We start from the raw sequence: 16,863 nt of genomic DNA on the forward strand, positions 1-16,863 counted from the left end.
TTCCCTGGGGAGTGATCCGGGTCACATTCGAGGTGGTGCTGCCGCTCCGGCGGCCTTCGGGCAACCGGTGAGCCGCTGAGCCCCCGCTCAGAGCGCTCGGCGCAGTTCGTCCGTGGTCACGATCCGCAGGAACGGCGGGATCGTGAGGGCGATGGCGGCCGCGAAGACGAGGAACGCCGCCCGTATCCCGAACCACTCGGCCAGCAGGCCGATGAGGGCCGCGCCCACCGGCATGCCGCCCCAGGTGAGCAGGCGGGAGGCGCTGGAGTAGCGGCCCATCAGGGCGTCCGGGACCAGGTTCTGGGAGATGAGGCGGGCGTTGACCGTCCAGAGGGTGCCGCCCATGCCGCCGAGGAAGGCCGCGACGGCGACGGCCCAGAGGTTCGCGGTGAGGACGGGGACCGCCATCATCGCCAACGTACCGAGCAGGTCCGCGAACATCGCCCACCGACGGCCGAGCAGCCGGTTGACCCGGACCACGGCCAGGGTGCCGACCAGCCCGCCGACGCCGAGGGCGCTGAGGACGATGCCGTACTCCTGGGTGGAGAGCCCCATCAGCTCCTTCGCGATCAGTGGCATCAGGGCCAGCCAGGCGCCCCAGCTCGCGCACAGGACCGTGAGGATCAGGCTCATGGTGCGCAGCAGCCGGTGCCGCCACAGGTAGCGCAGCCCTTCGGTGAGCCGGCCGCCCGCCCGGCCCGCGTCCTTCCGCGGCGCGGCGGCGGCGGGCCGCTCGGCGCGGAACCGGCCGACGAGCAGGAACAGCAGCAGTACGGCCGCGAGATACCCGGCCCAGGTCGCGCCGAGCGCGATTCCCGTCCCGGCGGCCAGGAGCAGGCCGCCGACCATGGGGCCGCAGAATTCGTTGGCAGCGGTCTCGACGCCGGTGATCCACGCGTTGGCGCGTTCACGTGCGGCACGCGGGACCAGGGTGGGGATCAGTGCCGACTCCGCGGTCTGCGCGACGACTTCGGCGATGCCGAGCGCCGCGCCCGTGACGGCCAGGGACGTGAGGGTGACCTGTCCGGCGGTGACGGTCTGGAACAGCCAGCCGACCGCGAGGAGCCGCACTCCGTTGGCCAGCCAGAGCAGCCGCCGACGGTCGACGCGGTCCACGAGGAGGCCGACCGGGAGGGAGACGAGCAGCCACGGCAGCGTGAGGGTGAGGGCGACCAGGGCGACCGGGCCGGGCGAGCTGGTGATCCGGGTGGCCAGCACCGGCAGGGCGATCTTGATGATCCCGTCCGCGAGGTTGGTGAACGCGGTGAGGGCGAGCAGGACGCGGGTGTTGCGGGTGCCGTGCGCATCCACTGCGGGAGGAACGGGCGGTATGGGCGCTATAGGCGCTATGGACGGCGCAAGCGATACGGACGGTACAGGCGGCACGGTTGATGCCGCGTCCTCGGCGGCCGATGGAGCCTGAGCACCCATGAAGCATTCCCCTAACCCTCTAAATGCTTGACCGGTTATCGGTACGCAGCCTGACATCACCGGCGCGAACCAGTCAAGCGCTTAGCCGGTTACGCGAGGGGTAGACTGACCGGGACCAGGAGGTGACCCATGCTCGAAGCACCGCCTTCGGCCCGGTTGGTCGAAGCGTTCGCCAACACCGTCGACGTCGAACTCGGCACCGACGACGTGACCGAGCCCGCGCAGCTCGCCGCCTGGCTGACCGAGCGGGGGCTCCTGCCGCCCGGCGGCCGGATCGCTCCCGCCGACCACGATCTGGCGCTGCGACTGCGCGACGGAATCCGCGAGGAACTGGGCGTACACGCGGGCGACTCCCCCGACGCGCGCCGCGTGGCGGCGGCCGAGGAGGCCCTGCGCGAGCTGCCGCTTCTCGCCACCGTACGACGAGGAGCGGGCACGTCCCTGATTCCCGACCCCGAACTCCCGCCCGCCAAGCAGGCGTTGGCGACGATCGCCATCGCGTGGAGCGAACTGCTCGCCACCGGCGAGGTCGCCCGCCTCAAGCGCTGTGCCGAGCACGCCTGCGCCTGGGTGTTCTGGGACGTCTCCAAGAACCGCAGCCGCCGCTGGTGCTCCATGCGGGTCTGCGGCAACCGGACCAAGGCCCGCCGGTACGCGGCCAAGCATGCCGTCGGCAGCGACTGAGGCTCCCGCCGGAGCGGCCGCGTCATCCGAAGGCCGGTACAACGGGAATCGGCGCGCCCGTGACGGGCGCGCCGATCCTGTTCAGACCCGTTCAGACCTGTTCAGACCCATTCAGGCCCGCGCGGGCCTGAATGCGCCCCGTTCAGACCCCGACGTACGCCGCCAGGTGCTCGCCGGTGAGGGTGGAGCGGTCGGCGGCGAGGTCGGCGGGGGTGCCTTCGAAGACGACCCGGCCGCCGTCGTGACCGGCGCCGGGGCCGAGGTCGATGATCCAGTCGGCGTGCGCCATGACCGCCTGGTGGTGCTCGATGACGATGACCGACTTCCCGGAGTCGACCAGCCGGTCGAGCAGGCCGAGCAGCTGCTCCACGTCGGCGAGGTGGAGTCCGGTGGTCGGCTCGTCGAGGACGTAGACACCGCCCTTCTCCCCCATGTGGGTGGCCAGCTTGAGCCGCTGCCGCTCGCCGCCGGACAGCGTGGTGAGCGGCTGGCCGAGGCTGATGTAGCCCAGCCCGACATCGGCGAGGCGGACGAGGACGCGGTGCGCGGCGGGCGTACTCGCCTCGCCGGAGCCGAAGAACTCCTCCGCCTCGCTCACCGACATCGCGAGTACCTCGCTGATGTCACGGCCTCCGAAGCGGTACTCCAGCACCGATGCCTGGAACCGCTTCCCCTCGCACTCCTCGCAGGTGCTGGCGACACCGGCCATCATCCCCAGGTCCGTGAAGACGACACCGGCACCGTTGCACGTGGGACAGGCGCCCTCGGAGTTGGCGCTGAACAGTGCGGGCTTCACGCCGTTGGCCTTCGCGAACGCCTTGCGGATCGGGTCGAGCAGTCCGGTGTACGTCGCCGGATTGCTCCGCCGCGAGCCCTTGATCGGCGCCTGGTCGATGGACACCACGCCCTCACCGGTGGGAATCGACCCGTGCACGAGCGAGCTCTTGCCGGAACCGGCGACACCCGTGATGACGGCCAGGACCCCGAGGGGGATGTCGACGTCGACGTCGCGCAGGTTGTTCTCCGTCGCGCCGCGGATCTCCAGCGCGCCGGTGGGCTTGCGCACCGTCTCCTTGAAGGAGGACCGGTCGTCGAAGTGGCGGCCGGTGACTGTGCCGCCCGCCCGCAGCCCCTCGACGGTGCCCTCGAAGCAGACGGTGCCGCCCGCCGTACCGGCGCCGGGCCCCAGGTCGACCACATGGTCGGCGATCGCGATCGTCTCCGGCTTGTGCTCCACGACGAGCACCGTGTTGCCCTTGTCCCGCAGCCGCAGCAGCAGGTCGTTCATCCGCTGGATGTCATGGGGGTGCAGCCCGATGGTGGGCTCGTCGAAGACATAGGTGGTGTCGGTGAGCGAGGAGCCGAGGTGGCGGATCATCTTGACGCGCTGCGCCTCGCCGCCCGACAGCGTGCCCGCGGGCCGGTTGAGCGAGAGATAGCCGAGACCGATCTCCACGAACGAGTCGAGCGTCTGGCTCAGCGCGTCGAGCAGCGGCGCCACCGACGGCTCGCGGAGGCCGCGTACCCATTCGGCCAGGTCGCTGATCTGCATCGCGCACGCGTCGGCGATGCTGATCCGCTTGATCTTCGAGGACCGGGCCCCCTCGCTGAGCCGGGTGCCGTCGCACTCGGGGCAGGTGGTGAAGGTGACCGCCCGCTCCACGAACGCCCGGATGTGCGGCTGCATCGCCTCCTTGTCCTTGGCCAGGAACGACTTCTGGATCTTGGGGATCAGCCCCTCGTAGGTGAGGTTGATGCCGTTGACCTTGACCTTGGTCGGCTCGCCGTAGAGGAAGTCCCGCATCTCCTTCTTGGTGAACCTGCTGATCGGCTTGTGCGGGTCGAGGAAGCCCGACTGGGCGTAGAGCCCCACGGTCCACTGGCTGTCCGACTTCCAGCCGGGGATGGTGAACGCGCCCTCGGCGAGTGACTTGGAGTCGTCGTAGAGCTGGGTGAGGTCGATGTCGGAGACGGTTCCCCGGCCCTCGCAGCGCGTACACATGCCGCCGGTGCGGTTGAAGGTCGCCTTCACGGCCTTCTTGGCACCGCGCTCGACGGTGATCGCACCGCTGGCCCTGACCGAGGGGACGTTGAACGCGTACGCGCTCGGCAGGCCGATGTGCGGCTTCCCGAGCCGGCTGAAGAGGATGCGCAGCATCGCGTTGGCGTCGGTGGCGGTGCCGACCGTGGAGCGCGGGTCGGCGCCCATCCGCTGCTGGTCGACGATGATCGCCGTCGTCAGCCCTTCGAGGACGTCGACCTCGGGCCGCGCCTGCGTCGGCATGAAGCCCTGGACGAAGGCGCTGTACGTCTCGTTGATCAGCCGCTGCGACTCCGCGGCGATCGTGCTGAACACCAACGAACTCTTGCCCGAACCGGAGACACCCGTGAACACCGTCAGCCGGCGCTTCGGGATCTCGATGCTGACGTCCTTGAGGTTGTTCTCCCGCGCACCGTGCACGCGGATCAGGTCGTGGCTGTCGGCAGCGTGCGGCGCGGGCGACTGCGGGTCCTTCTTCGTGGCCATGCTGGTCGTTCTCCGGCTTCTGCGTCGTCGGCTTGCGCTTCGTCGGCTTCTGGTACGTCGGTTCGGGCCTCGTCGGCTCGCGCGTCGTCGGCTTCTGGTAAGTCGGCCTGTGATCGTGGTGAGGGTCCGCTGCCTCCCTTACGGGCGGGGGCGCTCAGCCATGGGCCGGGACCCTACCGCAGGACTTCCTGCCGCAGGCCGGTCCCTGGCTGAGCGCCGGTCCTCACGCCTTGCGGGGCTGGTTGAAGCGGAGCATGTTGCCCGCCGGGTCGCGGAAGGCGCAGTCGCGGACGCCGTACGGCTGGTCGATCGGCTCCTGCACGACGTCCCCGCCGGCGGCCCGAATGCTCTCGAAGGTGGCGTCGACGTCGTCGGTGGAGAAGATCACGCCGCGCAGCAGGCCCTTGGCCAGCAGCTCCGCCATCACCTGCCGATCGGCGGGCGCGGCGTTGGGGTCGGCGAGCGGGGGTTCGAGGACGATCTCCACGTCCGGCTGCGACGGTGAGCCGACGGTCACCCAGCGCATCCCCTCGAACGCGACGTCGTTGCGGACCTCCATGCCGAGGACGTCGCGGTAGAAGGGGAGCGCCTTGTCGTGGTCGTCGACGGCGATGAAGCACTGTGTGAGCTTGATGTTCATGCCTTCGACGCTACGAGGAGGCGGCGGATTCCGCTTCTCCATTCCTGACCGGTCGCGTGCGGACCTTGGCGACGCACGGCGGGATCGCGGCACCGGCCTCGTGACGGCGGGCCCGGTAGGCGCTGGGGCTCTCGCCGACCAGCTCCGTGAAGCGTGAGCTGAACGACCCCAGCGAGGTACATCCCACCGCGAAGCAGACCTCCGTCACGCTCATGTCGCCCCGGCGCAGCAGCGCCTTCGCCCGCTCGACACGGCGGGTCATCAGATAGCGGTAGGGCGTCTCCCCGTAGGCGGCACGGAAGCTGCGGGAGAAGTGGCCGGACGACATCAGGGCGACCTTCGCCAGCGCCGGGACGTCCAGCGGCAGCGCGTAATCACGGTCCATCGCGTCCCGGGCCCGGCGCAGCCGTACCAGGTCCTCCAGGTTCATACACCCCAGCATCGCACGGTCGCGGTGGCCCGCCCCCGTGAACCTTTCCGGCCGCTGCGGGCAACAGGGGGTGCCGGACTCACCGACCGACCACCCCCCTGGAGGCGCTCTGTGTCCGGACGACCACCACGACGCGGGCCCGACGCCGTACCCCCGTACCCCCGCACCCGCCACGCCCCGCCCCGCCCCGCACTCCCCGTAACCCCGCTACGCACCTACGTGACCGAGCCCACCCTCCACTCCGTTCAAACTCCCGCAACAATGAACCTGTGATCACTTCGCCGTCCCGGAGCAGCTCCCGTCGCACCGACCACGCGCCGACGCCCTATGTCGACCTGTCGCGTGCCGAGTGGAGCGCTCTTCGGGACAAGACCCCGCTGCCGCTGACCGCCGAGGAGGTGGAGGCGCTGCGCGGGCTCGGCGACGTCATCGACCTGGACGAGGTACGGGACGTCTATCTGCCGCTCTCGCGGCTCCTCAACCTCTATGTCCAGGCCACCTCCGGCCTGCGCGGCGCCCTGAACACCTTCCTGGGCGACGCGGGCAACGGCCACGGCGAGCAGCGCGGCACCCCGTTCGTCATAGGGGTCGCGGGCAGTGTCGCCGTGGGCAAGTCCACCAGCGCCCGTATCCTCCAGGCGCTGCTGGCCCGCTGGCCGGAGCACCCGCGCGTCGAACGGGTCACCACCGACGGCTTCCTGCTCCCGATGAAGGAGCTCCAGGCGCGCGGCCTGATGTCCCGCAAGGGGTTCCCGGAGTCGTACGACCGGCGCGCCCTGACCCGTTTCGTCGCCGACATCAAGGCCGGCAAGGACGAGGTGACCGCCCCCGTCTACTCACACCTGATCTACGACATCGTGCCGGACGAACGCCTCACCGTGCGCCGCCCCGACATCCTCATCGTCGAGGGCCTCAACGTGCTCCAGCCCGCCATGCCCGGCAAGGACGGCCGGACCAGGGTCGGGCTCGCCGACTACTTCGACTTCAGCGTGTACGTGGACGCGCGCGCCGAGGACATCGAGACCTGGTACCTCAACCGCTTCCGCAAGCTGCGCGAGACGGCGTTCCAGAACCCGTCCTCGTACTTCCGCAAGTACACCCAGGTCTCCGAGGAGGAGGCCATGGACTACGCGCGCACGATGTGGCGGACCATCAACAAGCCCAACCTGCTGGAGAACGTCGCGCCGACGCGCGGCCGTGCCACCCTGGTGCTCCGCAAGGGGCCGGACCACAAGGTCCAGCGTTTGTCCCTGCGCAAACTCTGACCCCCTGGAGCGCCGTGCTGCATCTGCGCCTGATCGTCCCCGCCGACGCCACGGACGAGGTGGTCCACCTTCTGGAGACCACCGTGGGCACCACCCATCTGGCGGTCCTGACGGGCGCGGCACGCAGTCCCGTCGGCGATGTGATCCTGTGCGACGTGGCCCGTGAGGCGGGCGACGAACTGATCGGCGAGCTACGCGACCTGGGCATCGACAAGTCCGGCTCGATCACCGTCGAGAACATGGATCTGACGCTCTCCGCGCACGCCGACCGGGCGGAGGAGGAGGCACCGGGCGAGGGTGCGGACGCGGTGCTGTGGGAGGAGCTGACGGAGGTCACCCACGAGGAGTCGACGTTCAGCGTCACGTACCTGGCGTTCCTCACCGTCGCCACGATGCTCGCCGCCTGCGGTGTGATGCTCGACAACGCGATCCTGATCGTGGGCGCGATGGCGGTCGGCCCGGAGTTCGGCCCGCTGGCCGGGATCTCCACGGCCCTGGTGCAGCGCGCCCCGCGCCTGGTGTGGCGCTCGCTGTGGGCGCTGATCGGCGGCTTCGCCATCGCGATGGTGCTGACGGTGGGCTTCGCCTGGCTGATGGACTCCTTCGGGCTGTTCACCCGCTCGATGGTCGAGGGGGACCGGCCCAACACGGCCTTCATCTGGAAGCCGGACTGGATGTCGTTCGTGGTCGCGTTCCTGGCGGGCATCGCCGGGACGCTGTCGCTCACCTCGGCGAAGTCCGGGGCGCTGATCGGCGTGGCGATCTCGGTGACGACGGTTCCGGCGGCGGCGAACGCGGCGGTCGCGTTCAGCTACACGGACTACACCCAGACGGTCGGCTCCGTGCAGCAACTGCTGGCCAACCTGGGCGGCATCATCGTGGCGGGCACGCTCACCCTGCTGGCCCAGAAGGTCCTGTGGTCGGCCCACCTCCGCCGCACCCGGCCGGTCTGAACCGGCCGGGGCACGACACCTCACACCTCACCTGACGTCACGCCGCCTGCGCGTGCGGCCTCCGTCACCCGAGGGCGGACTTCACCACATCGGCCAGGCGCCCGGCCACGGCCCGCGCCTGCTCGATGTCGGCCGCCTCGACCATGACCCGTACCAGCGGCTCCGTACCCGACTGGCGCAGCAGTACGCGCCCGGTGGCACCCAGCTCCCGCTCCGCCTCGATGACCGCCGTGGCCAGCTCGGAGGACGTGCTCACCCGGGACTTGTCGACGTCCGGCACATTGATGAGCACCTGCGGCAGGCGCTGCATGACCCCGGCCAGCTCGGCCAGGCTCCGGCCGGTCGCGGCGACCCGGGCGGCCAGCATCAGGCCGGTCAGGGTGCCGTCGCCGGTCGTGGCGTGGTCCAGGACGATGACGTGGCCGGACTGCTCGCCGCCGAGCGCGAAGCCCTCGGCCTTCATCGACTCCAGGACGTAGCGGTCGCCGACGGCCGTCTGGATGAGCCGGATGCCCTCCCGCTCCATGGCGATCTTGAAGCCGAGGTTCGACATGACCGTGCCGACCACGGTGTCCTTGCGCAGCTTCCCGGCCTCCCGCATGGCGAGGGCGAGCACGGCCAGGATCTGGTCGCCGTCGATCTCCTCGCCCGCCGCGTCCACGGCCAGGCAGCGGTCGGCGTCGCCGTCGTGCGCGATGCCCAGGTCGGCACCGTTCTCGACGACGGCGGCGCGCAGCAGCTCCAGGTGGGTGGAGCCGCAGCCGTCGTTGATGTTGAGGCCGTCGGGGTCGGCGCCGATCGTGATGACCTCGGCCCCGGCCCGCGTGAACGCCTCGGGCGACACCTTGGCGGCGGCACCGTGCGCCTCGTCGAGGACGACCGTCAGCCCGTCGAGCCGGTTCGGCAGGACCGCGATGAGGTGGGCGATGTAGCGGTCGAAGCCCTCCGCGTAGTCGGTGACCCGGCCGACGCCGGCACCGGTCGGGCGCGCCCACGGCGCACCGGTGCGGTGCTGGTCGTAGACGGTCTCGATCCGGTCCTCCAGCTCGTCGGCGAGCTTGTGACCGCCGCGCGCGAAGAACTTCACACCGTTGTCCGGCATGGCGTTGTGGCTGGCGGAGAGCATCACGCCGATGTCGGCGCCGAGCGCGCCGGTGAGATACGCGACGGCGGGCGTGGGCAGCACCCCGACGCGCAGGACGTCCACGCCCGCGCTGGCGAGGCCCGCCACGACGGCGGCCTCCAGGAACTCTCCGGACGCGCGTGGGTCCCGGCCCACCACGGCGGTCGGCCGATGGCCCTCGAAGGTGCCCACCTCGGCGAGTACGTGCGCCGCCGCGACCGAGAGTCCGAGCGCGAGCTCGGCCGTCAAGTCCGCGTTGGCGACACCGCGCACGCCGTCCGTGCCGAAGAGTCGTCCCACTGGTGTCCTCCGAGATGCTCCGAAACCGCACAACCACAGCAACCAAGAAACAGGCAAAACGCAACAAGCCACGGCTGCGCACCGCGCGACCGGACGAGGAAATGCCAATAAGCGTCTTATGCCGTTATACGCCCGCGAGGGGCGATAAACGAACGCCCCAGCAGCACAGGTGTGCCGCCGGGGCGAACGAGTAAAACAGACGAGCAGGCGATTTAGCGCTTGCTGTACTGCGGGGCCTTACGGGCCTTCTTGAGACCGGCCTTCTTGCGCTCGACCGCACGGTCGTCGCGGCAGAGGAAGCCGGCCTTCTTCAGCGTGGCGCGGTTGTTGTCCACGTCGGCCTCGTTCAGCGAGCGGGCCACGCCGAGGCGCAGGGCACCGGCCTGACCGGAGACGCCGCCACCCGAGATACGGGCGATGACGTCGTAGCGGCCGTCGAGCTCAAGCACCTTGAAGGGCTCGTTGACTTCCTGCTGGTGCACCTTGTTGGGGAAGTAGTCCTCAAGGGTGCGACCGTTGATCTTCCACTTGCCGGTGCCCGGAACGATCCGGACGCGGGCGATGGCGTTCTTGCGACGGCCAAGGCCGGCGGCGGGCTGCGGGTCGCCGAAGCGGCCGGCGAGGGACTCGCTGGTGTACTCGCCCTCGACGGGAACCTCCGATTCGAAGGTGGTCACCTCGGCGAAAACCTCTTCGCCCTCGGTGCCCGCCACGTCTTCGGTGGTCGTCTCAACAGTGGTCTCGGCCACGATGCTCCTCAGATCTTTCTGTACGTCTTAGGGTGTGGCCGGAACTACTGCGCGACCTGGGTGATCTCGAACGGGACCGGCTGCTGAGCAGCGTGCGGGTGCTGGTCGCCCGCGTAGACCTTGAGCTTCGAGATCATCTGACGGCCCAGGGTGTTCTTGGGGATCATGCCCTTGATGGCCTTCTCGACGGCCTTCTCGGGGTTCTTCGAGAGCAGCTCGTCGTAACGCACCGAACGGAGACCGCCCGGGAAGCCCGAGTGGCGGTACGCCATCTTCTGGGTCTTCTTGTTGCCGGAGAGGTGAACCTTCTCGGCGTTGATGATGATGACGAAGTCGCCCATGTCCATGTGGGGGGCGTAGATCGCCTTGTGCTTGCCTCGGAGGAGGTTCGCGGCCGTGGTGGCCAGACGGCCCAGGACGATGTCCTGAGCGTCAATGATGTGCCACTGGCGCGTCACATCTCCGGGCTTGGGGCTGTACGTACGCACGGTCGTAGCCTTCGCTTCTTCAGTGGATGGGTCCAGACACATGGCACCTCTGAAGCGATCATGCAGCTGGGGCTCACAAAAGCCGGAAACACTGTCCGTATGCGAGCCACTGGTAACTGCTCCAGAGAACCTACGTAAGGGCCCTTCGCGTGAGAACGACGAAGCCAATACGCATAACAATCACCGACACTACCCGTCGTGCCCCGGACGGGTCAAAACGCGCCTCCCCTACCGCGCCCGCTCCACCCTCCGCTCGTCCCACACCGGCTCCGTCGTCTCCCGGACCACCCCGTCCGATCCGAAGACCAGATACCGGTCGAAGGACTTCGCGAACCACCGGTCGTGCGTGACGGCCATCACCGTCCCGTCGTACACCTCCAGCCCGTCCTGAAGCGCCTCGGCCGACTCCAGGTCCAGGTTGTCCGTCGGCTCGTCCAGCAGCAGCGCGGTCGTCCCCGCCAGCTCCAGGAGCAGGATCTGGAACCGTGCCTGCTGCCCCCCGGACAGCTTCTCGAAGGGCTGGTCCCCCTGCCGCTCCAGCTCGTAGCGCCGCAGCACCGACATCGCCCCGCCCCGGTCCTTGGCGTGCTCCGTCCACAGGATCTCGACGAGCGTCTTGCCCAGCAGCTCCGGATGGGCGTGCGTCTGCGCGAAGTGCCCCGCCACGACCCGCGCCCCGAGCTTCCACTTGCCGGTGTGCGCCACCGGCTCCCCCGCCAGCAGCCGCAGGAAGTGGGACTTCCCCGACCCGTTGGATCCCAGGACGGCGACCCGTTCCCCGTAGAAGATCTCCAGGTCGAACGGCTTCATGAGGCCGGTCAGCTCCAGCCCCTCGCAGGTCACGGCCCGCACCCCGGTCCGTCCGCCGCGCAGCCGCATCCTGATGTCCTGCTCGCGCGGCGGCTCCGGCGGCGGCCCGGCGTCCTCGAACTTCTTGAACCGGGTCTGCATCGCCCGGTAGCGCGACGCCATGTCGGGGCTGATCGCCGCCTGCTGCCGCAGCCGGTGGACGAGCGCCTTCAGCCGGGCGTGCTCCTCCTCCCAGCGCCGCAGCAACTCCTCGAACCGGGCGAACCGGTCCTTGCGCGCCTGGTGGTACGTGTCGAAGCCCGCACCGTGGACCCACACATCGCTGCCCGCCGGGCTCGGCTCCACGCTGACGATCTTCTCGGCGGCCCGCGCCAGCAGCTCCCGGTCGTGGGAGACGAAGAGCACCGTCTTACGGGTCTCCTTCAGCTTCCCCTCCAGCCAGCGCTTCCCGGGGACGTCCAGATAGTTGTCCGGCTCGTCGAGCAGCAGCACCTCGTCCGGCCCCCGGAGCAGCGCCTCCAGGACGAGCCGCTTCTGCTCACCACCGCTGAGCGTCCGCACCTCCCGCCACTGCGCCTTCTCGTACGGGACACCGAGCGCGGCCATGGTGCACATGTCCCACACCGTCTCGGCCTCGTACCCCCGGGCCTCCGCCCAGTCGCTCAGGGCCTGCGCGTACTTCATCTGCGCGGCCTCGTCGTCGACGGAGAGGATCAGCTCCTCGGCCACGTCCACGGCCTTCGCCGCTTCCCGGATGCGGGGCTGCGCCACGGACACCAGCAGGTCCCGTACGGTCCGCTCGTCCCGCACGGAGCCCACGAACTGGGCCATCACCCCGAGCCCGCCGCTCACCGACACCGTGCCGCCGTGCGGCTGGAGCTCTCCGGCGAGCAGACGCAGCAGTGTCGTCTTGCCCGCACCGTTGGCGCCGACGAGGGCGACGACGGCCCCGTCCGCGACCCGGAACGAAGCATCGCCGAGCAGTACCCGCCCGTCCGGTAGGTAGTACTCCAGATGGCCCGCTTCAAGATGTCCCATACACATCATTGTCACGCCCTGCGAAGCCCTGGCCCAACCGGTTTACCGAGGCCCTGGGAATCGGGCCCACCGAGGCTCGGTCGGTCTAAGATTCGCCGCATGAGCTTTGGGCAAGGGGGGCCCTCCTGGGGGCCGGGAGATCAGCAGACGCCTGACTGGTCGGCGCTGGCCGACGAATCCGCCGCACGCGGCCGCCGCAAGAGGTGGCTGATGATCGGCGGCGGCGTGCTCGCCACCGCCGCGGTCGGCGCGATCGTGGCCACGGCCGTCATCTCGACCAACAACAACGGCGACAAGCGCGCCGGCTCGGACAAGAACGCGAGCGATCTGCCCGCACCGGCCGATCTGCCCCCGGACACCTCCGAGCCCGCACCGTCCTTCTCCTCGGTGGCGCCGCCGCCCCCGCCGGACCCGAAGGACTACATATCCGATGCCAAGAAGGACAAGGCGCCGATCACCGTCGACGGCTTCTTCCCGGGCAAGAAGCTGACGATGGGCGACCGCGTCCACATCAAGGGCGCGACGAACCGCACCACGAGCTGCGCCGCGGGCACCCAGGGCGCACTCGGCGCGGTCCTCACGAACAACGGCTGCCAACAGCTCATCCGCGCCACGTACCGCAAGGAGGGCATCGCGGTCACCGTCGGTGTCGCGGTGTTCAAGACCGAGGCGCGGGCGAAGAAGGCGGCCCAGCAGTCGTCCGGCGGCATCGCCTCCCTCGGCGGCGAGGGCGTACCCACCTTCTGCCGCGCCGGTACGGTCTGCCGCCGCACCGCCAACTCCTACGGCCGCTACGCGTACTTCACCGTCAGCGGCTTCACCGACGGAACCCGCGTCACCACGTCCGACAAGAAGGTGTACGCGGTCGGCGACGACCTCACGGAGTTCACGTTCCGTCAGATCCGGCACCGGGGCGAGGTCCAGGCCGCGCAGGCGGCGAACCCCGCCACCTGACGCCCCGCGGAGTCGCGGTCGGGGCGCGCACCGAACCCCGGCCCCGACCCGCAGCCCCACCCCCCGGCCCGGCAACGCGCCTCACCACACCCGCCCGCCGGGGTCAGCAGCAGCCCGCCCCCGGCAGCGTCCTGACGTTCCGGGCCTCGACCGCCCGCGCCGCCAGCAACTCGTCGGCCGGGTAAGCCACTTCCTCCAGCGTCAGCCCGTGCGGCCGCACCACGTGCACCGCCGGGTCCCGCACCTTCGCCGCCAGCACCTCGGCGGGCCACCCGGCCGGACGGCGCCCGTCCCCCACGAACAGCGCGGCACCGATCAGCGCCCGCACCATGTTGTGGCAGAACGCGTCGGCCTGCACGGTCGCGGTCAGCACCCCCGACGCCTCGTCCCGTACCCAACTCAGCTTCTGCAGCGTACGAATGGTGGTAGCACCCTCGCGCTTCTTGCAGTACGCCGCGAAATCGTGCTCCCCGACCATCAGCGCGGCGGCCTCGTTCATCGCGTCCACGTCCAACGGCCGGTCGTGCCACAGCACATGACCGCGCGTCAGCGGATCCACCCCGCCGGTCCTGTCCCCCACCCGGTAGGCGTAGCGCCGCCACATCGCGGAGAACCGCGCGTTGAACCCGGCCGGCGCCTCGGCCGCCCGCCAGACCCGGACGTCCAGCGGCAGCCGCCCGGCCATCCGCCGCAGCAGCTTCTCCTCGTGCTCGGCCCACACCTCGGCCGGCAGGTCGACATGCGCCACCTGCCCCCGCGCGTGCACCCCGGCATCGGTGCGCCCGGCCACCGTCAGGTCGTACGTACGGGAGGACCGCGTCACGGTCCGCAGCGCGTCCTCGATCTCCCCCTGCACGGTGCGCCTGCTGGTCTGCTTCGCCCAGCCGGAGAAGTCCTTCCCGTCGTACGACAGGTCCAGCCGCACCCGTACGAAACCGGGCTCCGCCTCGTCACTCACCACGCGTCCCCTCTCGAACCCTTCACAGCAGAACGGGCCCGCACCGCCCCGAAGGGTGATGCGGGCCCGTCCAGTGGTCTCAGAACGCTCAGGCGTCCTTGGACTCCGCGTCGGCCTCGGCCGGCTTGGCGTCCTCGACGACCTCGGCGGACTCGGCCGGGGCCTCGTCCTTCTTGAGGGAGTCTTCCTTGACCGCACGCTTCGTCGCGGCCTCGGCCTCACCGGTGGCCTGCTGCGCCACGGTCAGCGCCTCGACCAGCTCGATGACCGCCATCGGGGCATTGTCGCCACGACGGTTGCCGATCTTGGTGATGCGGGTGTAGCCACCGGGGCGGTTCTCGTACCGCGGGGCGATCTCGGTGAAGAGCGTGTGCACGATGCTCTTGTCCGTGATCGTCTGCAGCACCAGGCGACGGTTGTGGATGTCGCCCTTCTTCGCCTTGGTGACCAGGCGCTCGGCGACCGGACGCAGGCGACGGGCCTTGGCCTCGGTCGTGGTGATGCGACCGTGCTCGAACAGCGACTTCGCCAGGTTGGCGAGAAGCAGACGCTCGTGCGCGGCGCTGCCGCCCAGACGGGCACCCTTTGCGGGACGCGGCATGGTGTTTCTCCTTGTGTGCTGCACCGGCCGTATCAGGTACCGGTGTCAGTTCCCGCGCGGCGGTCGCCACACGGAAGTCCAGGTACTGGACGAGCCAAACCCAGCCCGCCCAACGTTCGAGGCCGAGCCGAAATCAAGCCCGTCCGGCGATTGAGGACAAAGCCCTCGCGCCCGAGCCAAATCCAGCCCGTCCGGCGATTGAGGACAAAGCCCTCGCCCGGTCCGGGGCACCCAGCAATCCCGGGCACCCCAGCCGGAGGCGTACTAGTACTGCTCGGTCTCCACGAAACCGGCATCCGCGTCATCGTCCGCGCCAAACGCGTCCGCCGCGGCGGTCGGGTCGAAGCCGGGAGGCGAGTCCTTCAGCGCGAGGCCCATACCGGCCAGCTTCGCCTTGACCTCGTCGATCGACTTCGCACCGAAGTTGCGGATGTCGAGCAGGTCGGCCTCGGAACGAGCCACGAGCTCACCCACGGAGTGGATGCCCTCGCGCTTGAGGCAGTTGTACGAGCGGACCGTGAGCTCCAGCTCCTCGATCGGCAGCGCCAGATCGGCGGCCAGCGCCGCGTCCGTCGGCGACGGGCCCATGTCGATGCCCTCGGCGTCGATGTTGAGCTCGCGCGCCAGACCGAACAGCTCGACCAGGGTCTTACCGGCGGACGCCATGGCGTCACGCGGGCGCATGGCCTGCTTGGTCTCGACGTCGACGATCAGCTTGTCGAAGTCGGTGCGCTGCTCGACACGGGTCGCCTCGACCTTGTACGTGACCTTGAGCACCGGCGAGTAGATGGAGTCGACCGGAATCCGGCCGATCTCCTGGCCCACCTGCTTGTTCTGGACGGCGGAGACGTAGCCGCGACCGCGCTCGACGGTCAGCTCCATCTCCAGCTTGCCCTTGCCGTTCAGCGTGGCCAGGACCAGGTCCGGGTTGTGGACCTCGACACCGGCCGGCGGGGCGATGTCAGCAGCGGTGACCAGGCCGGGGCCCTGCTTGCGCAGGTACATCACGACCGGCTCGTCGTGCTCCGAGGAGACGACCAGCTGCTTGATGTTGAGGATGAGGTCGGTCACGTCCTCCTTGACGCCCGGCACGGTGGTGAACTCGTGCAGGACACCGTCGATCCGGATGCTGGTGACAGCAGCGCCGGGGATCGAGGAGAGGAGCGTGCGGCGCAGGGAGTTGCCGAGGGTGTAGCCGAAGCCCGGCTCCAGCGGCTCGATGACGAACCGGGACCGGAACTCGTCGACGACCTCTTCGGTCAGCGACGGACGCTGAGCGATCAGCATGAGGAAAATCCTTCAGTCGTGGGCACCCACTATTTGATGCCCGACAGATGAAACAAGGGTACGGGCGGCACACCCCCGAAGAGATGTACCGCCCGGCCCCACACTTGCGACAACGCGCGAACAGCCGTTACCGGCGTCCGTGCGTCAGACGCGACGACGCTTCGGCGGACGGCAGCCGTTGTGCGGCGTCGGGGTGACGTCCTGGATCGAACCGACCTCAAGGCCCGTGGCCTGGAGGGAGCGGATCGCGGTCTCGCGGCCGGAGCCCGGACCCTTGACGAAGACGTCAACCTTGCGCATGCCGTGCTCCTGCGCGCGGCGGGCGGCCGACTCGGCGGCCATCTGCGCGGCGAAGGGGGTGGACTTGCGCGAGCCCTTGAAGCCGACGTGGCCGGCGGAGGCCCAGGAGATCACGTTGCCCGCGGGGTCCGTGATCGAGACGATGGTGTTGTTGAACGTGCTCTTGATGTGCGCGTGGCCGTGAGCGACGTTCTTCTTTTCCTTGCGACGCACCTTCTTGGCTGCGCCCTGACGACCCTTGGGGGGCATGTCTTGACTCCAGATGGAGAGGGGAGGTGATCGGTCCTACAGCGAAGACCGCTGGATGCTGCGGATGTCCGGGATT

General features: G+C 69.6%; 16 protein-coding genes. 4 read left to right on the top strand and 12 right to left on the bottom strand.

Going from position 1 to position 16,863, the window contains the following annotated elements; genetic code table 11:
- Positions 1-87: 87 nt before the first annotated feature.
- Entirely contained in the window at positions 88-1,311 is a 1,224-nt protein-coding gene (locus tag OG413_RS06110) for an MFS transporter (protein ID WP_266803390.1), read from the bottom strand.
- A 249-nt stretch (positions 1,312-1,560) separates the two neighbouring features.
- Here OG413_RS06110 and OG413_RS06115 point away from each other — a divergent pair, with 249 nt between their 5' ends.
- Positions 1,561-2,115, top strand: coding sequence for a CGNR zinc finger domain-containing protein (locus tag OG413_RS06115; RefSeq protein WP_266803391.1), 555 nt, complete (start codon positions 1,561-1,563; stop codon positions 2,113-2,115).
- Between the two features lie 142 nt (positions 2,116-2,257).
- On the opposite strand, the gene OG413_RS06120 is transcribed toward OG413_RS06115, so the two are convergent.
- The 3 genes from OG413_RS06120 to OG413_RS06130 all read right to left on the bottom strand — a co-directional run bounded on the left by OG413_RS06120 (position 2,258) and on the right by OG413_RS06130 (position 5,712).
- Positions 2,258-4,642 carry an excinuclease ABC subunit UvrA gene (locus OG413_RS06120; RefSeq protein ID WP_266803392.1) on the bottom strand — a complete coding sequence of 795 codons (2,385 nt, stop codon included), beginning with the start codon at positions 4,640-4,642 and terminating at the stop codon, positions 2,258-2,260.
- A 223-nt stretch (positions 4,643-4,865) separates the two neighbouring features.
- A complete protein-coding gene (locus OG413_RS06125; RefSeq protein WP_266803393.1) occupies positions 4,866-5,282 on the bottom strand; it encodes a VOC family protein in 417 nt (138 codons plus the stop codon).
- 10 nt (positions 5,283-5,292) lie between these two features.
- Positions 5,293-5,712 carry a helix-turn-helix domain-containing protein gene (locus tag OG413_RS06130; protein WP_266803394.1) on the bottom strand — a complete coding sequence of 140 codons (420 nt, stop codon included), beginning with the start codon at positions 5,710-5,712 and terminating at the stop codon, positions 5,293-5,295.
- Between the two features lie 269 nt (positions 5,713-5,981).
- On the opposite strand from OG413_RS06130, the gene coaA reads away from it, so the two are divergent.
- Both coaA and OG413_RS06140 read left to right on the top strand, forming a co-directional pair.
- Positions 5,982-6,977 carry a type I pantothenate kinase gene (gene coaA, locus OG413_RS06135; protein ID WP_073718366.1) on the top strand — a complete coding sequence of 332 codons (996 nt, stop codon included), beginning with the start codon at positions 5,982-5,984 and terminating at the stop codon, positions 6,975-6,977.
- Positions 6,978-6,991: 14 nt separating this feature from the next.
- Positions 6,992-7,930 (top strand): DUF389 domain-containing protein, encoded by a 939-nt coding sequence (locus tag OG413_RS06140; protein WP_266803395.1) that lies wholly within the window; start codon positions 6,992-6,994, stop codon positions 7,928-7,930.
- A 64-nt stretch (positions 7,931-7,994) separates the two neighbouring features.
- On the opposite strand, the gene glmM is transcribed toward OG413_RS06140, so the two are convergent.
- The 4 genes from glmM to OG413_RS06160 all read right to left on the bottom strand — a co-directional run bounded on the left by glmM (position 7,995) and on the right by OG413_RS06160 (position 12,447).
- The gene (gene glmM / locus OG413_RS06145) at positions 7,995-9,353 is read right to left on the bottom strand and encodes a phosphoglucosamine mutase (RefSeq protein ID WP_266803396.1); all 1,359 of its coding nucleotides are present in this window, start codon (positions 9,351-9,353) and stop codon (positions 7,995-7,997) included.
- 212 nt (positions 9,354-9,565) lie between these two features.
- Positions 9,566-10,066: a 30S ribosomal protein S9 gene (gene rpsI / locus OG413_RS06150; RefSeq protein WP_266809931.1), complete on the bottom strand. Its 501-nt coding sequence runs from the start codon at positions 10,064-10,066 to the stop codon at positions 9,566-9,568.
- 80 nt (positions 10,067-10,146) lie between these two features.
- Positions 10,147-10,590, bottom strand: coding sequence for a 50S ribosomal protein L13 (rplM, locus tag OG413_RS06155; RefSeq protein WP_073718370.1), 444 nt, complete (start codon positions 10,588-10,590; stop codon positions 10,147-10,149).
- Positions 10,591-10,818: 228 nt separating this feature from the next.
- Positions 10,819-12,447 (bottom strand): ABC-F family ATP-binding cassette domain-containing protein, encoded by a 1,629-nt coding sequence (locus tag OG413_RS06160; protein WP_266803397.1) that lies wholly within the window; start codon positions 12,445-12,447, stop codon positions 10,819-10,821.
- A gap of 90 nt (positions 12,448-12,537) precedes the next feature.
- Between OG413_RS06160 and OG413_RS06165 the strand changes: the two genes are divergently transcribed.
- A complete protein-coding gene (locus OG413_RS06165) occupies positions 12,538-13,392 on the top strand; it encodes a hypothetical protein (RefSeq protein ID WP_266803398.1) in 855 nt (284 codons plus the stop codon).
- 103 nt (positions 13,393-13,495) lie between these two features.
- Here OG413_RS06165 and truA read toward each other — a convergent pair whose 3' ends face one another.
- The 4 genes from truA to rpsK all read right to left on the bottom strand — a co-directional run bounded on the left by truA (position 13,496) and on the right by rpsK (position 16,787).
- On the bottom strand, positions 13,496-14,350 hold the full coding sequence (gene truA / locus OG413_RS06170; RefSeq protein ID WP_266803399.1) for a tRNA pseudouridine(38-40) synthase TruA: 855 nt from the start codon (positions 14,348-14,350) through the stop codon (positions 13,496-13,498).
- Positions 14,351-14,438: 88 nt separating this feature from the next.
- Positions 14,439-14,951 (bottom strand): 50S ribosomal protein L17, encoded by a 513-nt coding sequence (rplQ, locus tag OG413_RS06175; RefSeq protein ID WP_073718374.1) that lies wholly within the window; start codon positions 14,949-14,951, stop codon positions 14,439-14,441.
- 264 nt (positions 14,952-15,215) lie between these two features.
- Positions 15,216-16,238 carry a DNA-directed RNA polymerase subunit alpha gene (locus OG413_RS06180; RefSeq protein ID WP_003966937.1) on the bottom strand — a complete coding sequence of 341 codons (1,023 nt, stop codon included), beginning with the start codon at positions 16,236-16,238 and terminating at the stop codon, positions 15,216-15,218.
- Positions 16,239-16,382: 144 nt separating this feature from the next.
- On the bottom strand, positions 16,383-16,787 hold the full coding sequence (gene rpsK, locus OG413_RS06185) for a 30S ribosomal protein S11 (RefSeq protein WP_006376016.1): 405 nt from the start codon (positions 16,785-16,787) through the stop codon (positions 16,383-16,385).
- Positions 16,788-16,863 lie beyond the last annotated feature (76 nt).

This window comes from Streptomyces sp. NBC_01433, assembly GCF_026340105.1.
Lineage (GTDB): Bacteria > Actinomycetota > Actinomycetes > Streptomycetales > Streptomycetaceae > Streptomyces.

Excerpts from the sequence above, each read along its gene's own strand:
- rpsK (WP_006376016.1), bottom strand. The coding sequence starts at position 16,787 with ATGCCCCCCAAGGGTCGTCAGGGCGCAGCCAAGAAGGTGCGTCGCAAG.
- OG413_RS06115 (WP_266803391.1), top strand. The coding sequence starts at position 1,561 with ATGCTCGAAGCACCGCCTTCGGCCCGGTTGGTCGAAGCGTTCGCCAAC.
- OG413_RS06120 (WP_266803392.1), bottom strand. The coding sequence starts at position 4,642 with ATGGCCACGAAGAAGGACCCGCAGTCGCCCGCGCCGCACGCTGCCGAC.
- OG413_RS06165 (WP_266803398.1), top strand. The coding sequence starts at position 12,538 with ATGAGCTTTGGGCAAGGGGGGCCCTCCTGGGGGCCGGGAGATCAGCAG.
- rplQ (WP_073718374.1), bottom strand. The coding sequence starts at position 14,951 with ATGCCGCGTCCCGCAAAGGGTGCCCGTCTGGGCGGCAGCGCCGCGCAC.
- OG413_RS06180 (WP_003966937.1), bottom strand. The coding sequence starts at position 16,238 with ATGCTGATCGCTCAGCGTCCGTCGCTGACCGAAGAGGTCGTCGACGAG.
- OG413_RS06160 (WP_266803397.1), bottom strand. The coding sequence starts at position 12,447 with ATGATGTGTATGGGACATCTTGAAGCGGGCCATCTGGAGTACTACCTA.
- OG413_RS06130 (WP_266803394.1), bottom strand. The coding sequence starts at position 5,712 with ATGAACCTGGAGGACCTGGTACGGCTGCGCCGGGCCCGGGACGCGATG.
- OG413_RS06125 (WP_266803393.1), bottom strand. The coding sequence starts at position 5,282 with ATGAACATCAAGCTCACACAGTGCTTCATCGCCGTCGACGACCACGAC.